Source organism: Ethanoligenens harbinense YUAN-3 (genome assembly GCF_000178115.2).
Lineage (GTDB): Bacteria > Bacillota > Clostridia > Oscillospirales > Ethanoligenentaceae > Ethanoligenens > Ethanoligenens harbinense.
The window spans coordinates 2,842,955-2,862,538 of sequence record NC_014828.1 but is presented as its reverse complement, the minus strand read 5'-3'; the positions used below and the strand labels follow the sequence as shown (position 1 = coordinate 2,862,538).

At 59.8% G+C, this 19,584-nt stretch carries 18 protein-coding genes; 10 read left to right on the top strand and 8 right to left on the bottom strand.

The window, feature by feature from the left end; genetic code table 11:
* Positions 1-96: 96 nt before the first annotated feature.
* The 3 genes from secA to ETHHA_RS15940 all read left to right on the top strand — a co-directional run bounded on the left by secA (position 97) and on the right by ETHHA_RS15940 (position 3,789).
* Positions 97-2,859, top strand: a complete 2,763-nt coding sequence (secA, locus tag ETHHA_RS13485; RefSeq protein WP_013486512.1) for a preprotein translocase subunit SecA — start codon at positions 97-99, stop codon at positions 2,857-2,859.
* Between the two features lie 146 nt (positions 2,860-3,005).
* A complete protein-coding gene (gene rpiB / locus ETHHA_RS13480) occupies positions 3,006-3,479 on the top strand; it encodes a ribose 5-phosphate isomerase B (protein WP_013486511.1) in 474 nt (157 codons plus the stop codon).
* 112 nt (positions 3,480-3,591) lie between these two features.
* Positions 3,592-3,789, top strand: coding sequence for a CDIF630_02480 family spore surface protein (locus ETHHA_RS15940; RefSeq protein WP_013486510.1), 198 nt, complete (start codon positions 3,592-3,594; stop codon positions 3,787-3,789).
* Positions 3,790-3,911: 122 nt separating this feature from the next.
* Here ETHHA_RS15940 and ETHHA_RS13470 read toward each other — a convergent pair whose 3' ends face one another.
* Positions 3,912-5,192 carry a glycoside hydrolase family 18 protein gene (locus ETHHA_RS13470; RefSeq protein WP_013486509.1) on the bottom strand — a complete coding sequence of 427 codons (1,281 nt, stop codon included), beginning with the start codon at positions 5,190-5,192 and terminating at the stop codon, positions 3,912-3,914.
* Between the two features lie 265 nt (positions 5,193-5,457).
* Between ETHHA_RS13470 and ureA the strand changes: the two genes are divergently transcribed.
* The 6 genes from ureA to ETHHA_RS13435 all read left to right on the top strand — a co-directional run bounded on the left by ureA (position 5,458) and on the right by ETHHA_RS13435 (position 10,123).
* Positions 5,458-5,760: an urease subunit gamma gene (gene ureA / locus ETHHA_RS13460; RefSeq protein ID WP_013486508.1), complete on the top strand. Its 303-nt coding sequence runs from the start codon at positions 5,458-5,460 to the stop codon at positions 5,758-5,760.
* Positions 5,761-5,771: 11 nt separating this feature from the next.
* Entirely contained in the window at positions 5,772-6,146 is a 375-nt protein-coding gene (locus ETHHA_RS13455; RefSeq protein WP_013486507.1) for an urease subunit beta, read from the top strand.
* Positions 6,143-7,849 carry an urease subunit alpha gene (ureC, locus tag ETHHA_RS13450; RefSeq protein WP_013486506.1) on the top strand — a complete coding sequence of 569 codons (1,707 nt, stop codon included), beginning with the start codon at positions 6,143-6,145 and terminating at the stop codon, positions 7,847-7,849. The genes ETHHA_RS13455 and ureC overlap by 4 nt, the downstream gene beginning before the upstream one ends.
* A gap of 29 nt (positions 7,850-7,878) precedes the next feature.
* Entirely contained in the window at positions 7,879-8,553 is a 675-nt protein-coding gene (locus ETHHA_RS13445) for an urease accessory protein UreF (protein WP_041686907.1), read from the top strand.
* A 187-nt stretch (positions 8,554-8,740) separates the two neighbouring features.
* Complete coding sequence (ureG, locus tag ETHHA_RS13440) at positions 8,741-9,352, top strand: urease accessory protein UreG (protein ID WP_013486504.1); 612 nt, start codon at positions 8,741-8,743, stop codon at positions 9,350-9,352.
* Positions 9,353-10,123: an urease accessory protein UreD gene (locus ETHHA_RS13435; protein ID WP_013486503.1), complete on the top strand. Its 771-nt coding sequence runs from the start codon at positions 9,353-9,355 to the stop codon at positions 10,121-10,123. It begins immediately after the preceding gene.
* 51 nt (positions 10,124-10,174) lie between these two features.
* Here the strand turns inward: ETHHA_RS13435 and ETHHA_RS13430 are convergent, their stop codons facing one another.
* The 4 genes from ETHHA_RS13430 to ETHHA_RS13415 all read right to left on the bottom strand — a co-directional run bounded on the left by ETHHA_RS13430 (position 10,175) and on the right by ETHHA_RS13415 (position 14,170).
* Entirely contained in the window at positions 10,175-11,797 is a 1,623-nt protein-coding gene (locus ETHHA_RS13430; RefSeq protein ID WP_013486502.1) for an ABC-F family ATP-binding cassette domain-containing protein, read from the bottom strand.
* A gap of 166 nt (positions 11,798-11,963) precedes the next feature.
* Entirely contained in the window at positions 11,964-12,647 is a 684-nt protein-coding gene (locus tag ETHHA_RS13425) for a sugar transferase (RefSeq protein ID WP_013486501.1), read from the bottom strand.
* Positions 12,648-12,726: 79 nt separating this feature from the next.
* Positions 12,727-13,449: a CpsD/CapB family tyrosine-protein kinase gene (locus ETHHA_RS13420; RefSeq protein ID WP_013486500.1), complete on the bottom strand. Its 723-nt coding sequence runs from the start codon at positions 13,447-13,449 to the stop codon at positions 12,727-12,729.
* A gap of 10 nt (positions 13,450-13,459) precedes the next feature.
* Positions 13,460-14,170: a YveK family protein gene (locus ETHHA_RS13415; RefSeq protein WP_013486499.1), complete on the bottom strand. Its 711-nt coding sequence runs from the start codon at positions 14,168-14,170 to the stop codon at positions 13,460-13,462.
* 377 nt (positions 14,171-14,547) lie between these two features.
* Between ETHHA_RS13415 and eno the strand changes: the two genes are divergently transcribed.
* Positions 14,548-15,840: a phosphopyruvate hydratase gene (gene eno / locus ETHHA_RS13410; RefSeq protein ID WP_013486498.1), complete on the top strand. Its 1,293-nt coding sequence runs from the start codon at positions 14,548-14,550 to the stop codon at positions 15,838-15,840.
* A 130-nt stretch (positions 15,841-15,970) separates the two neighbouring features.
* Here the strand turns inward: eno and ETHHA_RS13405 are convergent, their stop codons facing one another.
* The 3 genes from ETHHA_RS13405 to aroA are packed head-to-tail and all read right to left on the bottom strand — an operon-like array spanning position 15,971 to position 19,455.
* A complete protein-coding gene (locus ETHHA_RS13405; protein ID WP_013486497.1) occupies positions 15,971-17,113 on the bottom strand; it encodes a bifunctional chorismate mutase/prephenate dehydratase in 1,143 nt (380 codons plus the stop codon).
* Complete coding sequence (gene aroC, locus ETHHA_RS13400; protein WP_013486496.1) at positions 17,100-18,197, bottom strand: chorismate synthase; 1,098 nt, start codon at positions 18,195-18,197, stop codon at positions 17,100-17,102. The genes ETHHA_RS13405 and aroC overlap by 14 nt, the downstream gene beginning before the upstream one ends.
* On the bottom strand, positions 18,178-19,455 hold the full coding sequence (gene aroA, locus ETHHA_RS13395) for a 3-phosphoshikimate 1-carboxyvinyltransferase (RefSeq protein WP_013486495.1): 1,278 nt from the start codon (positions 19,453-19,455) through the stop codon (positions 18,178-18,180). Before aroA ends, aroC begins: the two co-directional genes overlap by 20 nt.
* Positions 19,456-19,584 lie beyond the last annotated feature (129 nt).

Below are 19,584 nucleotides of genomic sequence, written 5' to 3'. Positions count from 1 at the left end.
GGCCTGGCAGCCATGGCGGACGGCAGGTTCCGAAAGGGTCCCGCCGTGAAAAGATAGAACAGCTGGAAAATTTGGAAAAGTGTGACGAGGTGCAGCATGAACATCATTGAACACATCATCGGCTCCCACTCCAAGAGGGAGCTGAAAAAGATACGCCCGATTGCGGATGCGGTGCTGGCGTTGGAAGATACCTACAAAGCGATGTCCGAGCACGAACTGAAAGCCGTAACGCCGGCGCTCAAAGAGCGGCTGGCAAACGGCGAATCGCTCGACGACATCCTGCCGGACGCGTTTGCCGCGGCCAGAGAGGCGGCCGACCGCGTGCTCGGCATGCGGCACTTCCCCGTGCAGATTATCGGCGGCATCATACTGCACCAGGGCCGCATCGCCGAGATGAAGACCGGTGAAGGCAAAACGCTGGTGGCCACGCTGCCGGCATACCTCAACGCACTCGAAGGCAAGGGCGTGCACATCGTCACCGTCAACGATTATCTGGCCAAGCGCGACAGCGACTGGATGGGCAAACTCTACCGTTATATGGGGTTGTCGGTCGGGCTTATTTCCCACGACCTGCCGGGCGATGCGCGCCGCGCCGCCTATGCCGCCGACATCACTTACGGCACCAACAACGAGCTGGGGTTTGATTATCTGCGTGACAACATGGTGCTTTATAAAGAGCAGATGGTGCAGCGCGGCTTCCATTTCGGCGTCGTGGACGAGGTGGACTCCATCCTCATCGACGAGGCGCGCACGCCGCTCATCATTTCCGGCCCGGGCGACAAATCCACCGAGATGTATGACCGCGCCGATCAACTGGTGCGCACGTTCACCGTCAAAAAGGTGCGCGAGCTGGACGACAAGGAGAGCAACGAGGAGATCGAGCAGGAGGGCGACTACATCGTCGATGAAAAGGCCAAGACGGCCACCCTCACCCCTTCCGGCGTGAAGAAAGCGGAGCTGTTCTTCGGGCTGGAGAACCTGATGGACTCCGAACACATCGACATCCTGCACCACATCAACCAGGCCATCCGTGCGCACGGCATCATGAAGCGCGACGTGGACTATGTGGTGCGCGACGGGCAGGTCGTCATCGTCGACGAATTCACCGGCCGCCTCATGCTGGGCCGCCGCTACAACGAGGGCCTGCATCAGGCCATCGAGGCCAAAGAGCATGTGAAGGTGGAGCGCGAGTCCAAGACGCTGGCCACCATCACGTTCCAGAATTTCTTCCGCCAGTATAAGAAGCTCTCCGGCATGACGGGCACCGCGCTCACCGAGCAGGAGGAGTTTGAAGAGATCTACAAGCTCGACGTGCTGGAGATTCCCACCAACCGCGACATGATCCGTGTGGACCATCACGACGCGGTGTATAAGTCCGAAAAAGGCAAATTCAACGCCGTCATCGAGCAGATCGTGGAAAGCCACGAGGTCGGCCAGCCGGTGCTGGTGGGCACCATCTCCATCGAAAAATCCGAGCTGCTCAGCCAGATGCTCAAGCAACGGCAGATTCCGCACAGCGTGCTCAACGCCAAATACCACGAAAAAGAGGCGGAGATCGTCGCGCAGGCGGGCAAACGCGGCGCGGTGACCATCGCTACCAACATGGCCGGCCGCGGCACCGATATTGTGCTGGGCGGCAACGCGGAATATATGGCCAAAGCCGAGATGCGCAAGCAGAAGTTCCCCGAGGAGCTCATCAGCGAAGCAACCGGTTACGCCGAGACCGAAGACGAGCAGATCCTGCATGCCAGAGAGGCGTACAAGGAGCTGCATGATAAATTCCGTGGGAAGACCGAGGCCGAGGCAGAGGAAGTGCGGGCGGCGGGCGGCCTGTTCATCATCGGCACCGAGCGGCATGAGTCCCGCCGCATCGACAACCAGCTCCGCGGCCGCGCCGGCCGTCAGGGCGACCCCGGTGAATCGCGGTTTTATATTTCGCTGGAAGACGACCTGATGCGCCTGTTCGGCGGCGAACGCATCCAGGGCCTGATGGATACGCTGGGCCTGGACGACGATGTGCCCATCGAAAACCGGCTCATCACCAACTCCATTGAGAACGCGCAGCGCAAGGTCGAGGGCAAGAACTTCGGCATCCGCAAAAACGTGCTTCAGTTCGACGATGTCATGAACCGCCAGCGCGAGATCATCTACGGCCAGCGCCGCCGCGTGCTCGACGGCGAAAGTATGCGCGACTATGTGCTGGGTATGGTCCGCGAGAGCATCGAGAGCGCGTTCGTCCAGTTTGTGAGCGGCGATGTGCCGGATGAATGGAATCTGGTGGGCCTGCGCGACTACTACATGGGCTGGATCACCAAGCCGGACGATTACGTCTACACCCGTGACGAACTCGCCGCACTGGAGAAAAACGAAATGCTCCAGAAGCTGATCGACCGCACCGCCGCGCTGTATGGCGCGCGTGAGGAAGCGTTCGGCGAGGACGTAATGCGCGAGCTTGAGCGGGTCATCATCCTGCGCGTGGTGGATGAGAAGTGGATGGATCACATCGATGCGATGGACGCACTGCGGCAGGGCATGTACCTGCGCGCCTATGGGCAGAAGGATCCGGTGGTGGAATACCGCATCGAGGGCTTCCAGATGTTCGAGGAGATGATCGGCTCCATCCGTGAAGACGTCGTGCGCCTGCTGCTGACGGTGCAGATCCACCGGCAGGAGGAACCGGTGCGCCAGCCGGTCACGCCGGTGCAGAACACCCAGCATGTCGGCACGCCCACCTCGGGAACGGATGATGGTCCGGTAAAGAAAATGCCGATCCATGTCGGCAAAAAACCCGGCCGCAACGACCCGTGCCCCTGTGGAAGCGGCAAAAAGTACAAAAACTGCTGTGGCCGCGACGATTGAGCAAGCCACAGGCCGGCAAAAGCGGCAAGTATTCCGTCTGAATAGGCGGCTCCGGTTTGCGCCTGCATATCCGTTCAGGCAAACCGGATTGCAGGCATCCGGTCATAACAGAAGCAGCTTTTGACGGCGAACAGGAGGTTCACGTTATGAGGATCGCCATGGCGAGCGACCACGCGGGATATCCGCTCAAAGAAGAGATCAAGGTGCTTTTGCAAAAGCAGGGGCACGAGGTGCTGGATTTCGGCGCCTATAGCACGGATGCCGCCGACCTCCCGAATTTTGTCTACCCGGCCGCACTGGCGGTGGGCAAAGGCGAAGCCGCGCGCGGCATATTTGTGGACGGCGTGGGTTACGGCAGCGCACTGATCGCCAACCGCATCGCGGGTGTGACGGCGGTGGTTTGTCAGGATCCGTTCTGCGCCAAGCTGGCGCGCCAGCATACCGACAGCAATGTGCTCTGCTTGGGCGGCAAGATCATTGGTTCCGCCATTGCACTGGAAATCGTGGATGTCTGGATGCACACCGATTTTTTTGCCGGGCAGGAAAAATATGAGCGTCGTGTGAAAAAGGTGGACGAAATTTCCCGGCGGCATCTGCGCCCGCTGGATGAAATCAAATAAAAATCTGGAAAGCCTCATCTTTTCTTCAAAAAAGCACACAATAAACCCGGGCATGGCAGCATGCCCGGGTTTTTCATTTGCAACAGGGCGTTTGGATAAAGAGGTGAGCGAAATGGTGATCGATGGGTTTTTCGACCGCAAGAAATATCTGAAACATCAGCCCGCCCTCCTGAAAAAGCAGGAGAACGGGACGTTCATCATGAGTGCCATCAGCCAGAAGGACCATGAGCAGGAGGGCACCGATGTAGCGCTGCCGTCCGAGCAGAATGTCAAGCGGGCGCGCGACTGGGTGAACCACAACGAAAAATAGGCCGGTGCCCCGCTAAAACGGGGCATGGCGAAAAAGGCACGCGCGGCGCTTGCCGCGGCGAAAAACCGCAACGCGCGCGGCGGACAAACTCCGCCGCGCGCGTTTTTGCCCTCATAGAAATTTCAAAGCACTTTGCGTACGTTGAACATTTCGTTCAGCACAAACCAGTTGACCGGGAACGGCCGTCCCACCGTCCAATAGCTGACGCCCGCCAGCCCGAACTCGGTGACCAGAGCGAATTTCTGCTGCACGCTGCGCGCATCCTCGAACCAGACGATGTGCTGTCTGCGCTGCGCGTCGTAATAGGTGTAGAACGGCGAGCGTGCGGTGTTGTCGTATTGGATGGCGGCATTGTTGGCGATGGCGCGCCGCACGGCCTCCACATTCGAAAACGTGTCCGCCAGCGTGCCGCGCCGGTAGGGCAGTGTCCAGTCGTAGGCATAGTTGGGCATGCCGAGCAGGATCTTTTGCGGCGGGATGACCGAAACGGCATACTGCACCACGCGACGCACCTGGTCGATGGGGGCGACGGCCTGCGGCGGTCCGGCCAGATAGCCCCATTCATACGTCATGAGGATCACGCGGTCCACCGTGCGGCCATGGGCGGGATAGTCGTGCGCCTCATAGAGCAGGCCCTGCTGGGCGGCGTTCAGTTTGGGCGCCACAGCCGTGAAGACGGGATATCCTTCACTGTGCATCACGCCGGTGATGCGGGTGAGAAATGCGTTGTAGGCCTCGCGATCCTGCGGGCGGATGTACTCAAAATCGACGTTGAGCGCATAATAATTTTTTTCGCGCATGGTGGTGCGGATGTTTTGCACCAGCGCGTTCTGTACCGTCTGGTCGTTTAGTACCGATTGTCCGATCTCGGTGCTGAAACCGCCGGTCTCGCGGATGTTGGCGATCACCATCACAGGAGCGGTGCGATTTTGCCTGGACAGGTTGATGAGCGGCCCGTCGTCGATCGGTTCCAAGCTGCCGTCCGCCCGTACGCGATAGGCAAAAAGGGACAGATAGGTGAGCAGCGGGAAGATGGGCTGCAAAAGCGCCGGGGACGTGCTCGGGAAAGCATAGCCGTTGACCTCGATGGTGCCCTGTCGGGCCTGCGGCGGAGGAATGACCACGATCTGCCCCGGGTAGAGGCGGCTGCCGTCCTCAATGTCCGGATTTTCCTCTAGGATGGAGGAGGGCGGCACGCCGTAGCGCTGCGCGATGGCAAACACCGAGTCTCCCGGGCGCACGGTATAGATGCGCCGCCCCTGCGGCACCACGACGGCCTGCCCCACCGCCAACTGGTCGGGTTCGGGCAGGGCGTTTGCCTGCATCACGCTTTCGGAGGTCACGCCATAGCGTCTGGCGATGGAATAGAGGCTTTCACCGGGCTCGACTACATGAATGATCAATCAAATCGCACCTTTCCTCCGGGCACGGCCCGTTGTTTCTATGTTCAGGCAAAACAGGCACGTAGCGAACAGCCGCGCGGCGCGCGCCGTGCCGCGGGGCCGGGGCATGCGGGAGAATTGTATCCGCGTTTCCACTATATGCGCGGGTTTTGTCCGATACCACCGTTTTGCGCATGTATGCCGGAAAGATGTGGTTGCGTTTGCACGGTCTTCCTTTTATAATGAGATCATCTGCTGATAAAACAAGGTGCAAGGGGGATGGCCGATGTATCTGCAACCCAAGGAAACGGAAAAGCTGCTGCTGCATTTCGCGGGCCGGCTGGCCCAAGAGCGCAAAGAGCGCGGGCTCAAGCTCAATTATCCGGAGGCGGTCGCGCTCATCAGTGCCGAACTGATGGAGCGTGCCCGGGACGGCATGACGGTCGCGGAGATCATGCAGGCCGGGCGGCATATCCTCACAGCGGACGATGTGATGGAGGGCGTGGCCGATATGGTGGAAGAAGTGCAGATCGAGGCTACCTTTCCCGACGGCACCAAGCTGGTCACCGTCCACAACCCCATCCGCTGAAAGGAGCGCTTATGAAACCGGGAGAGATCCTCTGTGCGCAGGGGAACATCACGCTCAACGAGGGGCGGCCCGCGCGCACGCTGCATGTGATGAACACGGGTGACCGGCCGGTGCAGGTCGGCTCGCATTATCATTTTTTCGAGGTCAACAAGGCCCTGCGGTTCGACCGCGCGCAGGCGTTCGGCTTCCGGCTGGATATTCCTTCCGGCACGGCGGTACGGTTCGAGCCGGGCGAGGAAAAAACGGTGGGGCTGGTGGCCATCGGCGGCGCACGGCAGGGTTTCGGGCTGAACGGGCTCACCGGCGGCGCGCTGGACGACAAAACGGTGCGCGACACCGCGCTTGCCCGCGCCAAAGCGCAGGGTTTTTCGGGGGTGGACGCATGAGTGTGGAGATCTCCCGCGCGCGCTATGCGGGCATGTACGGCCCCACCACGGGCGATCTTGTGCGCCTGGCGGACACCGACCTTTTTGCTAAGGTGGAAAAGGATTGTACCGTTTATGGTGATGAAGCCAAGTTCGGCGGCGGCAAATCCCTGCGGGACGGCATGGGGCAGTCCTGTTCCGCGACGGACGTGCCCGATCTCATCATCACAAACGCGCTCATTCTCGATGTTACCGGTATCTATAAGGCCGACATCGGCATCAAAAACGGATACATTTCAGCCATCGGCAAGGCGGGCAACCCCGACGTGATGGACGGTGTGACCCCCGGCCTGACGTTCGGCGCGTCCACCGAGGCGCTGGCGGGCGAAGGGTTGATCGTCACGGCCGGCGGCATGGATTCGCACATCCACTTCATCAGCCCCCAGCAGATCGACACCGCGCTCTACAGCGGCGTCACCACTATGTTCGGCGGCGGCACCGGCCCGGCCGACGGTACCAACGCCACCACCTGCACGCCGGGCGCGTGGAACCTGTCCAAAATGCTGGAAGCAGCCGAAGCGTTCCCTATGAACCTCGGTTTTCTGGGCAAAGGCAACTCCGCCGACCCGGCCACCCTGCGCCCGCAGATTGCGGCGGGCGCGGTGGGGCTCAAGCTGCATGAGGACTGGGGCAGCACGCCCGCCGCAATCGACGCCTGCCTGCGCGTGGCGGATGAACTGGATGTGCAGGTGGCCATCCATACCGACACGCTCAACGAAGCGGGGTTCGTGGAAGATACCATGCGCGCCATCGCGGGGCGCACCATCCACACCTATCACACCGAGGGCGCGGGCGGCGGCCATGCGCCGGACATCATCCGCGCGGCGGCTTTCCCAAACGTCCTGCCCTCCTCCACCAACCCCACCATGCCGTTCACGCGCAATACGCTGGACGAGCACCTTGATATGCTGATGGTCTGCCACCACCTTGACCGCAGCGTGCCGGAGGATGTGGCGTTCGCCGATTCGCGCATCCGGCCCGAGACCATCGCGGCGGAGGACGTGCTGCACGATCTGGGCATTTTCAGCATGATGAGTTCCGATTCGCAGGCCATGGGCCGTGTGGGTGAGGTCATCCTCCGCACGTGGCAGACGGCGGACAAAATGAAGAAGCAGCGCGGCCGTCTGCCCGGCGACACACACTGCGACAATAACCGCATCAAGCGCTACATTGCCAAATATACCATCAACCCGGCCGTCACGCACGGCGTCGCGGACGTGCTCGGCTCGGTGGAACCGGGTAAATTTGCCGATTTGGTGCTCTGGAAACCGGCCTTTTTCGGCGTCAAGCCGGAGATGGTGCTCAAAGGCGGCTTCATCGCGGCCTCCCGTATGGGCGACGCCAACGCCTCCATCCCCACGCCGCAGCCGGTGCTTTACCGGCATATGTTCGGCGGGTTCGGTCGCGCGCTGGAGCGGACGAGTATCACGTTTCTCTCGCAAGCCGCCGTCGAGGGCGGCTTGCCCGAGCGGCTGGGCCTGCGGAAGATCATTCGCCCGGTACGGAACTGCCGTGTCGTCTCGAAGAAGGATATGCGGTTCAACGACCGTATGGGCGATATCCGCGTGGACCCCGAGACCTACACCGTCACGGTGGACGGGGAGGTCGTCACCTGCGAGGCGGCCGCCGAGCTGCCGCTCGCGCAGCGGTATTTTTTATTCTGAGCCGCCTGCACCGGAAAGGGAAAAATGCGATGGACACCTCATTTATGAAGCTGCTGCAAATCACGGACGCATTTTTTCCCGTGGGGGCGTTCACGCTTTCAAACGGGTTGGAGACTTATGTGCAGCAGGAGCGTCTGCGCACCCCGGCCGATCTGGAAGCCTATCTGGCCGCGTTTCTGCGCTCTGCGGCATACAACGACCTCGCGGTGGCTGCGCGCGCGTGGGACTATATCGACGATTTCGCCGCGCTGCTGCGGCTGGACGCGTTGGCGGCGGCGTCCAGGATCCCGCGTGAGGTGCGAGAGGGCGCCAGACGGATGTGCCAGCGCTTTTTCCGCTTGGCCGGGCAGATGGGCGCGGGCGGTCTGGAGCGGTACGCGGCGGCGGTGCGGGCGGGGGAGGCATACGGCCAGTATGCGGTGGCGTTCGGGCTATACGCCCGCGCGCAGGGCATCGCGCGCGAAGACGCGGTGGCGGCGCTGGCCTACAATGCCGTGTCCGCCGTGGTGAATAACTGCGTCAAGCTCGTGCCGCTGGGCCAGCACGATGGGCAGCGCATCCTGCATGCGCGGCTGGGCGATGTGCTTTGTGCCGCCCGGTTGGCGCTGGACGTGCCGGAGGAGGAGATCGGGCTGGCGCTGCCGGGGCTGGATCTGCGCGCCATCCAGCACGAGCATCTCCCTGCCCGCCAATATATGTCCTAGCGTGCAGGCTGAGCCTGCCTGCAGGTTTCAGGTGAGTTTGGAGAACATGGCAGGCACCCGGCCTGAACGGGCGGGCACAGCCCGCGTTCAGGTTCGAAAAAGCCGGACGTGTTTTCCGGTAGAACCGCAGAAGACAGCACACGGAAATATGGATACAATAGAAAGCAAGGTACAGGAGGGCACAGGCATGGCATATGTACGCATCGGTGTCGGCGGGCCGGTCGGCTCGGGCAAAACGGCCCTCATCGAGCGGCTCACACGAAAAATGGCGCCGGATTACAGCATCTGCGTCGTCACCAACGACATCTATACCAAAGAGGACGCGGAGTTTCTCATCCGCAACAGCGCGCTGCCCAGGGAGCGCATCGTGGGTGTGGAGACGGGCGGCTGCCCGCACACGGCCATCCGCGAAGACTGCTCCATGAATCTGGAGGCCGTGGAACAGATGGCGGCGAATTTTCCCGATGTGGAGATCGTGTTCATCGAGAGCGGCGGCGACAACCTCTCCGCTACGTTCAGTCCTGAGCTGGCGGACGCGACCATCTATGTCATCGACGTGGCGCAGGGCGATAAGATCCCCCGTAAGGGCGGCCCGGGCGTCACACGTTCCGACCTGCTCGTCATCAACAAGACCGACCTTGCGCCGTATGTGGGCGCGAGCCTGGATGTGATGGCCAGAGATGCAAAACGCATGCGCGGCAACCGCCCGTTTTTGTTCACCAATCTGGTGAACGGCAGCGGCGTGGACGAGGTGATCGGCTGGATACGCAAAAACGCGTTGCTCGAAGGGCTTGCCTGAATGAACGGGAGCGACGGCGCGCTGCACGTGCGCACCTGCCTGCGCGGCGGCGCCACCGTGCTGGAGGATTGTTTTTTCACCCCGCCGTATAAGATTGCGCGCCCGTTTCCGGAGCCGGACGGCGGCGTCCAGCTTATGGTGATGAGCGCTTCCGCGGGCATTCTCGAGGGCGACCGCTATACGGAGGATTTTCGCATCGGCGCGGGCTCGCGCGTCACGGTCACGGGTCAGTCCTATACCAAGCTGTTCCGCATGGGGACGGGGCATGCCGAGAAGCGCACACGCATCACGGTAGAAGCGGGCGCTGTGCTGCGCTGGCTGCCTCCGCCGGTGCTCCCGTTCGCTGGCAGCCGCTATGTGTCCGATACCGTGATTGACGTGCGGCCCGACGGCAGCCTCATTTGGCGGGACATCCTCTCCTGCGGTCGGGCGGGCAGCGGGGAAGTGTTCCGCTTCGCGTCTTACCGCGCCGCGCTTACGGTTTCGCAGAGTGGGCGGCCGGTGCTGCGAGAGCGCACCGTGCTGCTTCCGGATGAGCAGCCGCTGCCCGGTTTGGGATACTATGAGGGATACACCCATCAGGCGGCGCTGTTTTTCTTTGGCGGGCATGTGCCGGACAAAGACTGCCTGCTCAACGTGCTGGCCGACGTGCCCGCCGTTTCCGCGGGCGTAACCGACACGCTGCGGGGCGGCAGGCTGGTGCGGATGCTGGGTACCGGCGCGGAACAGCTCGAGCGGCTCTGCGGCGCGCTGGCGGGCTGCAGAGCATGAAAAACGCCCCCGTGCACCGGCACGGGGGCGTTGAAGATATGGCAGGGAAACTCAGGCATCCGCATACAGCGCGGCGATGCGTTGCTGCGCGTCTTCGTTCTCCAGAAAATCGGCAAACGAGGTCTGCTTGTCGTAGATGCCGGCGGGTGTCAGCTCAATGACGCGGTTGGCGATGGTCTCGATGAACTCCAGGTCATGCGAGGTGAACAGCATGGTGCCGGGGAACGCTTTCAGGCCGTTGTTCACCGCCGTGATGGATTCCAGATCGAGGTGGTTGGTCGGGTCGTCAAGCAGCAGCACGTTCGCGCCCGACAGCATCAGCTTGGAAAACATGCAGCGCATCTTTTCGCCGCCCGAGAGCACCTGCGCTTTTTTCAGCGCATCGTCGCCGGAGAACAGCATTTTTCCCAAAAAGCCGCGAATGTAACTTTCGTGTTTGTCTTCCGAGAATTGCCGCAGCCAGTCGATGATGGTGAGCTCCGGGTCTTCGAAATAGGCGTTCACATCGCGCGGCAGATAGGACTGCGAGGTGGTCACGCCCCATTTGAAGCTGCCGCTGTCCGGCTCGATTTCGCCCATCAGGATCTGGAACAGCAGCGTGCGGGCCAGCTCGTTGTGGGAGGAAAACACGATCTTGTCGCCCTTATTTACCGTAAAGGTCACGTCTTTCAGTAAAGGCACGCCGTCCACGGTTTTGCAGATGCCCTCGACCGAAAGGATATCCTTACCCGCTTCGCGGTTGGGTGTGAAGCCGACATATGGGTAGCGCCGCGAGGAGGGGCGGATATCGTCGAGCGTGATCTTTTCCAGCAGCTTCTTGCGGGAGGTCGCCTGCTTGGCCTTGGAGGCGTTGGAGCTGAACCGTTCAATGAAAGTCTGCAACTCCTTGATTTTTTCTTCTTTTTTGCGGTTTTGTTCGGCCAGCAGCCGCTGGGCCAACTGGCTGGATTCGTACCAGAAATCGTAGTTGCCCACCACCAGGTTCATTTTGCCGAAGTCGATATCCACCATATGGGTGCAGACCTGGTTGAGGAAATGGCGGTCATGGGAGATGACGATGACGGTGTTTGGATAATCCAGCAGGAAGGACTCCAGCCAGGTGATGGCGGCGATGTCGAGATGGTTGGTCGGCTCATCGAGCAGCAAAATGTGAGGGTTACCGAACAGTGCCTGCGCCAGCAGCACTTTCACTTTGTCGTTGCCGTCCAGTTCCTGCATCTGTTTGCCATGCAGCGACACATCCACCCCCAGACCGGTGAGCAGGCGTTCCGCATCGGATTCGGCGTTCCAGCCGTCCAATTCCGCAAATTCGCTTTCCAGCGCGGCGGCTTTCTCGCCGTCTTCCTCGCTGAAATCCGGCTTGGCATACAGCGCGTCTTTTTCCTGCATGATGTCGTACAGGCGCTTGTGCCCGAGGATGACCGTTTGGAGAACGGTGAATTGGTCAAACTGGAAATGGTCCTGCTTGAGCACGGCCAAACGTTCTCCGGGTGTGACGATCACCTCGCCGCCGGTGGGCACAAGCTCGCCCGAAAGAATCTTGATAAAGCTGGTTTTTCCCGCGCCGTTTGCGCCGATCACGCCGTAGCAGTTTCCCGGCGTGAACTTTAGATTGACATTGTCAAACAGTTTTTTATCCTGAAAGGACAGGCTGACATTTGAGACCGTGATCATAGGAAGATCCTTTCTTTTTAAACGTGAAAGCAGACATTGCGGAAGAGAACTCCGCCCCGATAAAAATCGGACGGAAATCGCACCGACACGGTTTTCGTCCGATCCTGTTTGCACGGAGAGCGGTGTATGTTCGGTATTTCAGGCAAACGACGTACGGCCGGTTGGTTCAACATGCGCCTTTCGCAGAAAGTACGGTCCGAAACGTTTTGAAAAAGATGTACAGGTCAAACAGGGTGCTTCTTCGGCGGTAGTATTCCGCATCCAGCTTTGCACGTTCCGGCAGGGTGGTGAAGCTCCGGCTTTTGATCTGCCAAAGGCCTGTCAGCCCCGGCCGTAATTGGGTATACAGGGCGTAAACAGGGCCATAGGATACGATTTCATCCGGAAGCAAGGGGCGCGGCCCGATGAGGCTCATGTCCCCGCGCAGGATGTTGAGCAGCTGCGGCAATTCGTCCAGGCTGGTTTTGCGCAATATCTGGCCGAAAGGGGTCACACGGGGGTCGTTTGCCAGTTTCCGTTTTTCCAAGTAGCATGCGTACAATTCGGAACTCAGATGTTTCTTCAAATCGTCCGCCCCATCCACCATGGAGCGAAATTTAAAGATCGTAAACGGGGCTCCGTTTTTTCCAACGCGCGTTTGGAGAAAAAACGCAGGTCCTTTGGAGGTCAACCGAATGCAGACAGCGATCAAGAAGATGACCGGCGCCGAAATGACGAGTCCTACGCCGGACAATACGATGTCTGCGCACCGCTTTTTCAAAAGATAGAACTTGGGGGCATGGTTTGTTTCGACGGTTTCCCCGGGCAGATAGTCGGCAACGGGACTCGCTGCCTTTATATCCCCTTCCATTATGCGCTCCTTTATCTGCTCCTCTTCATACTTAGGTCCACTCTGTCTGTGACGCGGGCTGTTCCGCTGGAGTGTCAGATTATTTATATGCCTCGGTGTAATATCTTTTATATCTATAATGGCCGTAGGCGTATTTGCGGCTTTTTTGCGCGTTGAAGGCATTGAATACGCACCCAACGATCCGGGCGCCGACATTTTTCAGATTGTTTTGCGCCTGTTGGGCAATTTCGGTTGTAGTATATTTTTGCCGCAGCACAAATATAACACCATGTACCAGCCGGGAAGCCAGAGCCGCATCCGTGACAACGGAAACGGGAGGGGTATCGATCAGAATATAATCGAATTTTTCCTCCAGCCGGCGAATCAGGTGCTGCATCCGGTCCGACCCGATCAGCTCCGCCGGGTTGGGGGGAATGGGACCGGATGTCATGACATACAGATTGAGGTCACTCAGATATACGATACAGTCGTCTTCGCTTTTCTGGTCGGCCAGGACGGAAGAAATTCCGCTCCGCACATCCTTGAGCTTCAGGTTCTTTTTGATGGTGGGTTTGCGCAGGTCCAGGTCGATCAGCAGCACCCGCTTCTGGCTTTCGGCCAGTGTGATGGCCAGGTTGATGGATACCGTGCTTTTGCCTTCTTCGGGGATGGAACTGGTGATGAGGAATTTTTTGCAGGGTTCATCGATCGGAATGAAATCGAGATTGGTGCGCAGTGTTTTGTAAGACTCCACAAACTGGAAAGGAACGTTGCCCGATGACAGCAGGACATCATGTGAAAGCACGCGATGTTTATTGGCCATGTATGTACCTCTATTCTTTTACCTGAACGACCGGGATCACGCCGATGACGCTGATGCCCAAACGATTTTCAACATCTTCTTCCGAATCAAACGTATGGTCAAGCAGATCCCGAACCAGCAGCGTGGCATAGGCGCCGATAAAACCGATCAGCAAACCAATGGCGGAAAACAGAACAATATTCGGGAAGACAGGTTTCAATTCTAGTTTTGCATCCGAAACCACCTCCACCGACCCGGCTTTAACGGTCTGGATAATTATGCTCGGCGCGACGCGGGCGATGTCGTTTGCAATATTTTTGGCCACCTGGGGGTTGGTGTCCTTTACCGTGATTTTCAAAACCTGTGTTTGGTTCACGCCTTCAACGGAGATGTTCTTTGCAAGTGCAGAGGCGTCCGTTTTGAGGTTCAGATCCGAAATCACCTGATCAAGCACGGTGTCGCTGGTCAGAATCACGGAATACGTATTGACGAGCTCCTGTGCGGTTGTCAACTGGTCATTGGTGATGGTAGTGGTGTTGTTTTGGTTGTTGTTGGCATTTACCACCAGCATCGTGCTGGATGCATACAGCGGGCTGATTGCCCAAGCCGCAAGAGAAAAAGCAACGATCAGGCCCAAAAAGGAAGCAAGCAATATTGGCAGCCAGCCTCTTTTTAGAATCAAAAGCAGGCGGCCCAGATCCAATTCCTGATCGTACGACGTGGGCTCGTTGGTTTCGTTCAAAAAAATACCTCCAAAACATAAAGTAACGGCTGTCGCCTGTCCGAAAAGAGAAGGGCGAAAAGTCCCATTCAATCGAAAGAGATAAGAAAAACTTCAAACTCTAACAGGAAAGCATTCTTATTATAATAATTTAGCCGTCGGATTTCAAGAACGCATGGAAAAAATCGACTGGTTTTCTTTTGTGCTATTGTATTTTTACACCATTTCAAGGTTGTGCCTGCCGCATAGGGCGGCGCTTTAAAAATTCTCCGCTTTAAGCGAAAAAAGACTTGAAGAAATAGGCAAAAAGAGCTATAGTATTAGGGTAAATATATGTCCAATCGCAGGTTTGCTCTGCATTGCAGGGCAAGAAGATGTTAGAACAGGGAGGTTTCCTCATGAAATCAGAATTGCACATTGAGCATGTCCATGCCCGCCAGATTTTAGATTCCCGCGGCAATCCTACGCTTGAAGCGGAAGTCGTCACCGAAGATGGTTCGGTCGGTCTTGCCGCCGTTCCGTCGGGCGCTTCCACCGGCCAATTCGAAGCGTTGGAGCTCCGTGACGGTGATAAATCCGTATATCTCGGCAAAGGCGTGCTCAAAGCCGTCGAGAACGTCAACGGCCCGCTTGCCGAGGCTGTTATCGGTCTGGACGCGCTTTCCCAGCGCGCGGTCGACGCCGCTCTCCTGAAAGCCGACGGCACCGAGGGTAAATCCAACCTGGGCGCCAACGCCATTCTGGCGATTTCTCTTGCCACTGCGAAAGCCGCCGCGAAAGCGCTGGATCTGCCGCTCTACCAGTACCTGGGCGGCGTGAACGCGCACACCCTGCCGGTCCCGATGATGAACATTCTCAACGGCGGCGCGCATGCGACCAACACCGTTGACATTCAGGAATTCATGGTCATGCCGGTGGGCGCCCCGTCCTTCTCCGAAGCTCTTCGCTGGTGCGCCGAAGTTTTCCACGCGCTCGCCAAAGTGCTCAAAGGCCGCGGCCTTGCCACTTCCGTGGGTGATGAAGGCGGCTTTGCCCCGAACCTCGACACCGACGAAGATGCGCTGAAGATCATCCTGGAAGCCATCGAGAAAGCCGGCTACAAACCGGGCGAGCAGTTCCGCATCGCCATCGACGCCGCCTCCAGCGAGTGGTATCAGGAAGACGGCAGCTATCTGCTCACCAAGAGCCAGAAAAAGCTCAGCCGTACCGACATGATTAACTTCTGGAGCGATCTCGTTTCCAAATATCCGATCATCTCCCTCGAAGACGGCCTGGCCGAAGAAGACTGGGACGGCTGGACGGAACTCACCAAAGCGCTGGGCCAGAAGATCCAGCTGGTGGGCGATGACCTGTTCGTCACCAACCCGGCCCGCCTGGATAAGGGCATCAAAATGGGCGCCGGCAATGCCATCCTGATCAAGGTCAACCAGATCGGTACCCTGACCGAGACCCTCGACGCCATCGAGCTGGCCCACCGCCACAACTACACCACCATCATTTCCCACCGTTCCGGCGAAACCGGCGACACCACCATCGCCGACCTGGCCGTGGCCCTCAACGCCGGCCAGATCAAGACCGGTGCCCCGAGCCGCAGCGAGCGCGTGGAGAAATACAACCAGCTGCTCCGCATTGAGGAACAGCTGGGTGCGGAAGCCAACTTCCCGGGCCTTGCCGCTTTCTACAACATCTGAATTTGAATGCCGCGCCGAGCGCGCGGCAGTTGTTCATACCCTGATAGAACCACAAACGGCGCCCCATGTGCGGGGCGCCGTTTGTGGTTCTATCGCTTGTCCGGCACAGCCTGTCGCCGCCCAGAACCGGTCAGGCTTTGGGTTCGTAGTAGTTCCCGAGAAAATGGAACACGACCAATTCGTCCCACAGGTTGCCCAACAGCTCGGCTGTGCTGGGTGCCGCCAGTGTTCCCGTGAAATCGAGATAGAACACGTACTCGAAATTTTTGTCCGGGTTCGGCCGGGATTCGATTTTGGTGAGGTTCAGACCGCCGTGCGCGAAGCGCGCAAGTGTGCGGTGCAACGAGCCGGTAACATGCGGCAGAGTGAAAAGCAGACTGATCTTATTTGCGTTCGGTGGAATCTCCAGATGGCGCGAAATGGAGATAAACCGGGTGCAGTTGGTGGAGGTCTGTTGGATATGCTCCGCGAGGACATCCAGTCCGTATAACTGGGCGCATTCCCTCGAGCAGAGTGCCGCGCAGGTCTTGTCACCGAGACGGGCAACTTGTTGTGCGGCTATGGCGGTGTTGGCAACGGGAACCTGTTGGATATGGCGATGCTGTTTGAAAAAATCGGCGCACTGCATATAGGCGATGGGGATGGTGTAGACATGCCGGATATCGCGGAGGGTTGCACCGCGCACGCCCAACAGGCAATGTTTCACCGGCAGCGGATAGGCCTTGACGATGTAGAATTTGAACTGGCGCATCAGGTCGTATACTTCCGCTACCGCTCCGGCGCTGGAGTTTTCCACAGGCAGTATACCATAGTCGCATAAACCGTCCTGCAGTGCGTAAAATACGTCTGCCCAACGTTCGCAAAAAGAGATGTCACCGTCCGGATACATATGTTTTGCCGCCAGATGGGCATAGGCCCCGGCCACCCCCTGTACTGCCACGCGCGGGTGGGGAATAGGGCTGCCGGCGTTGGCGGCCAGATCCCTGATAGCCTGGACACCCGGTGAATCGGACGCGATGATGCTGCGTTCCAGTGATTTGGCCAGTTCCATCAGCGATTCCCAGAGGGAAACGGCATAGTCTGCCAGCGCGGGGGAAACCGATTCCCGCACCCGGTCGAGCACGGCGCTTTCGCGCGCGGGGTCGAACACCACCATGCCGTGTTCTTTTTTATACCGCGCCACGTTCAGAACCGCGTTCATGCGCTGCTCAAACAGGCTGACCATTTCTTTGTCGATTTGATCGATTTGGGCGCGCGCCTCATCTAAATTCATAGCCATACGCCTCCAGGAAAAGGTCCAGCAAAGCAACCGCGGCCGCCGATTCCACCACCGGTACGGCCCGCACGGCCACACAGGGGTCGTGCCGCCCGTGGATGGTGAGCGGAACCTCCGCGTGGGCTTCGAGATCCACTGTGCGCTGTTCCTTGAAGATGGACGGCGTGGGCTTGAACGCCACGCGGAACACCAGCGGCATGCCGCTGGTAATGCCGCCCAGAATGCCGCCGTGATGGTTGGTGGCGGTGCGTACACGAACGCCTTCATAAACATAAGCGTCGTTGTTGGTGCTGCCGCGCAGGGCTGCCGCGCCGAAGCCCTCGCCGAATTCCAGCCCTTTGACAGCGGGGATGCCGAACAGCAGCGAAGCCATACGGTTTTCCACGCCGCCGAACATCGGGCTGCCGATGCCGATGGGCAGCCCGGTAGCCATGCACTCCACAATGCCGCCTACCGAGTCGCCGTCCAGCCTGGCGTTTTCGATTTGCTGCCGCATGGCCTGTTCGGCGTCACGCGTCAGCGTGGGGAAAGGGGATGCCGCCAGCGCCGACAGCACGTGGTCGGGCATGCCCATGGGGTCGAACGGCGTGTCTGTTGCATTCCCGGCTGCGAGCAGGTGTGCGCCGATGGAGACGCCCCGCCGCGCAAGGATCTGGCGGCAGACCGCGCCGGCAAAGGTGAGCGGCGCGGTGAGGCGGCCGGAAAAGTGCCCGCCGCCGCGGTAGTCGTTGTGCCCGCTGTAGCGCACGTTTCCGGTGTAATCCGCATGGCCGGGGCGCGGATGGCTGTTCAGGTCGGCGTAATCCTTGGAGTGAGTGTCGCTGTTGTGGATGATCGCGCTCAACGGCGTGCCGGTGGTGGTGTTCTGATACAGCCCGGAGAGGATCTCGGGAAAATCGCTTTCTTTCCGCGCCGTGCTCGTAGCGTCGCGGCCGGGCGCGCGGCGCGCCATCTGCACCAGCAGTTCGTCCTGGTCGATGGACTGCCCGGCGGGCAGGCCGTCCAGCACCACGCCGATGCCTTTGCCGTGCGATTCCCCGAAAATGGAGAGTTTCAGTTGGTTACCCCAAGTCGATGACATCCGTGTTCCCTCCCAGCGTGTGAAAATCTGCGAAAAAGGCGGGGTACGATTTCCGGATGGCTTCCGCCCCGCTGATTTTCGCGCCGCATACGGTGTGCGCGGCCGCGACCGAAAGGGCCATCACGATGCGGTGGTCGCCTGCACCATCCAGCACCGGCGGCTCGGTGATACTTGACAGCGGGCCGCGGATGACCAGCCCGTCCGGCAGTTCCTCGATCCGCGCGCCCAGTGCGGTGAGGCCCACGGCGATGGTGTGCAGGCGGTCGCTCTCCTTGATGCGCAGACGCGCCGCGTTTTGGATGGTGGTGGTGCCGGAGGCAAAGCAGGCCGTGGCCGCAAGGATGGGCACCAGGTCGGGAATCTGCGCCGCGTCGATTGCAATGCCGTGCAGGGGTGCGACGGCAGCGGTCACACCGTCCGGCCCGCGGGTGATGCGTGCGCCGAACTGTTCCAGAAGGTCTACGATGGCTTTGTCTCCCTGCTTGGAATCGGTGCGCATGCCGCGCACGGTGACAGAACCGCCCAGTGCGCCGGCTGCCAGCCAGAACGCAGCCTGCGACCAGTCGCCTTCCACCGTGAAGTCGCGCGGAGTGTAGCGCTGTTTGCCGGGCACGTCGTAACCGTCCGCTGTCTGCCGGATCTCGATGCCGAACGCGTGCAGCACATCGAGCGTCAGGTCAATGTAGCCGACCGATTCCAGCGGGGTGGTCAGGCGGATGCGGCTGTCCCCGTCCAGAAGCGGCAGGGCGAGCAGCAGGCCGGTGATAAACTGGGAACTGATGTTGCCGGGCAGCGTGAATGTGCCGGGCCGCAGCGCGCCGCGAATCGAAAGCGGCAGGCCGCCCTCGGTGAGGCAGGTCACGCCCGCTTTGGGCAGGCAGTCGAGGTAGGGACCGATGGGGCGTTTGGGAAGCCGCCCGTGCCCTTCAAACGTAAAGTCTGCGCCGCAGACCGCCGCGATGGGGATGAGGAAACGCAGTGTGGAGCCGGATTCCAGGCAGTCGATGGTGCCCGATACGTTCCGGAACGTATCGGTGCCGTTTACCAGCAGCGCGCCGTCCTCTGCACGGATGGAAGCGCCCAGCGCGCGCATGGCGCCGATGGTGGCGCGCATATCGTCCGATTCGGCAAACGGGGTGATGCGGCCCGCGCCTTTTGCCAACGCGGCGCAGATGATGCCCCGGTGCGCGGCGCTTTTGGAGGGCGGCGGCGTAACGCCGCCGACCAGTTTGCCCGCGCGAATGCGTACAGTTCCCATGATCCAACCCTTTCTATCCGTGGGCCCGCTGGGGGCCGGAATGTGCAAGACTGTGCCCGCTTTTTGGCAGGCGCCTGTATTATTATACCATGTTTTGGGCGACGCACAGCGCGTCCTGTCCAAAAAACC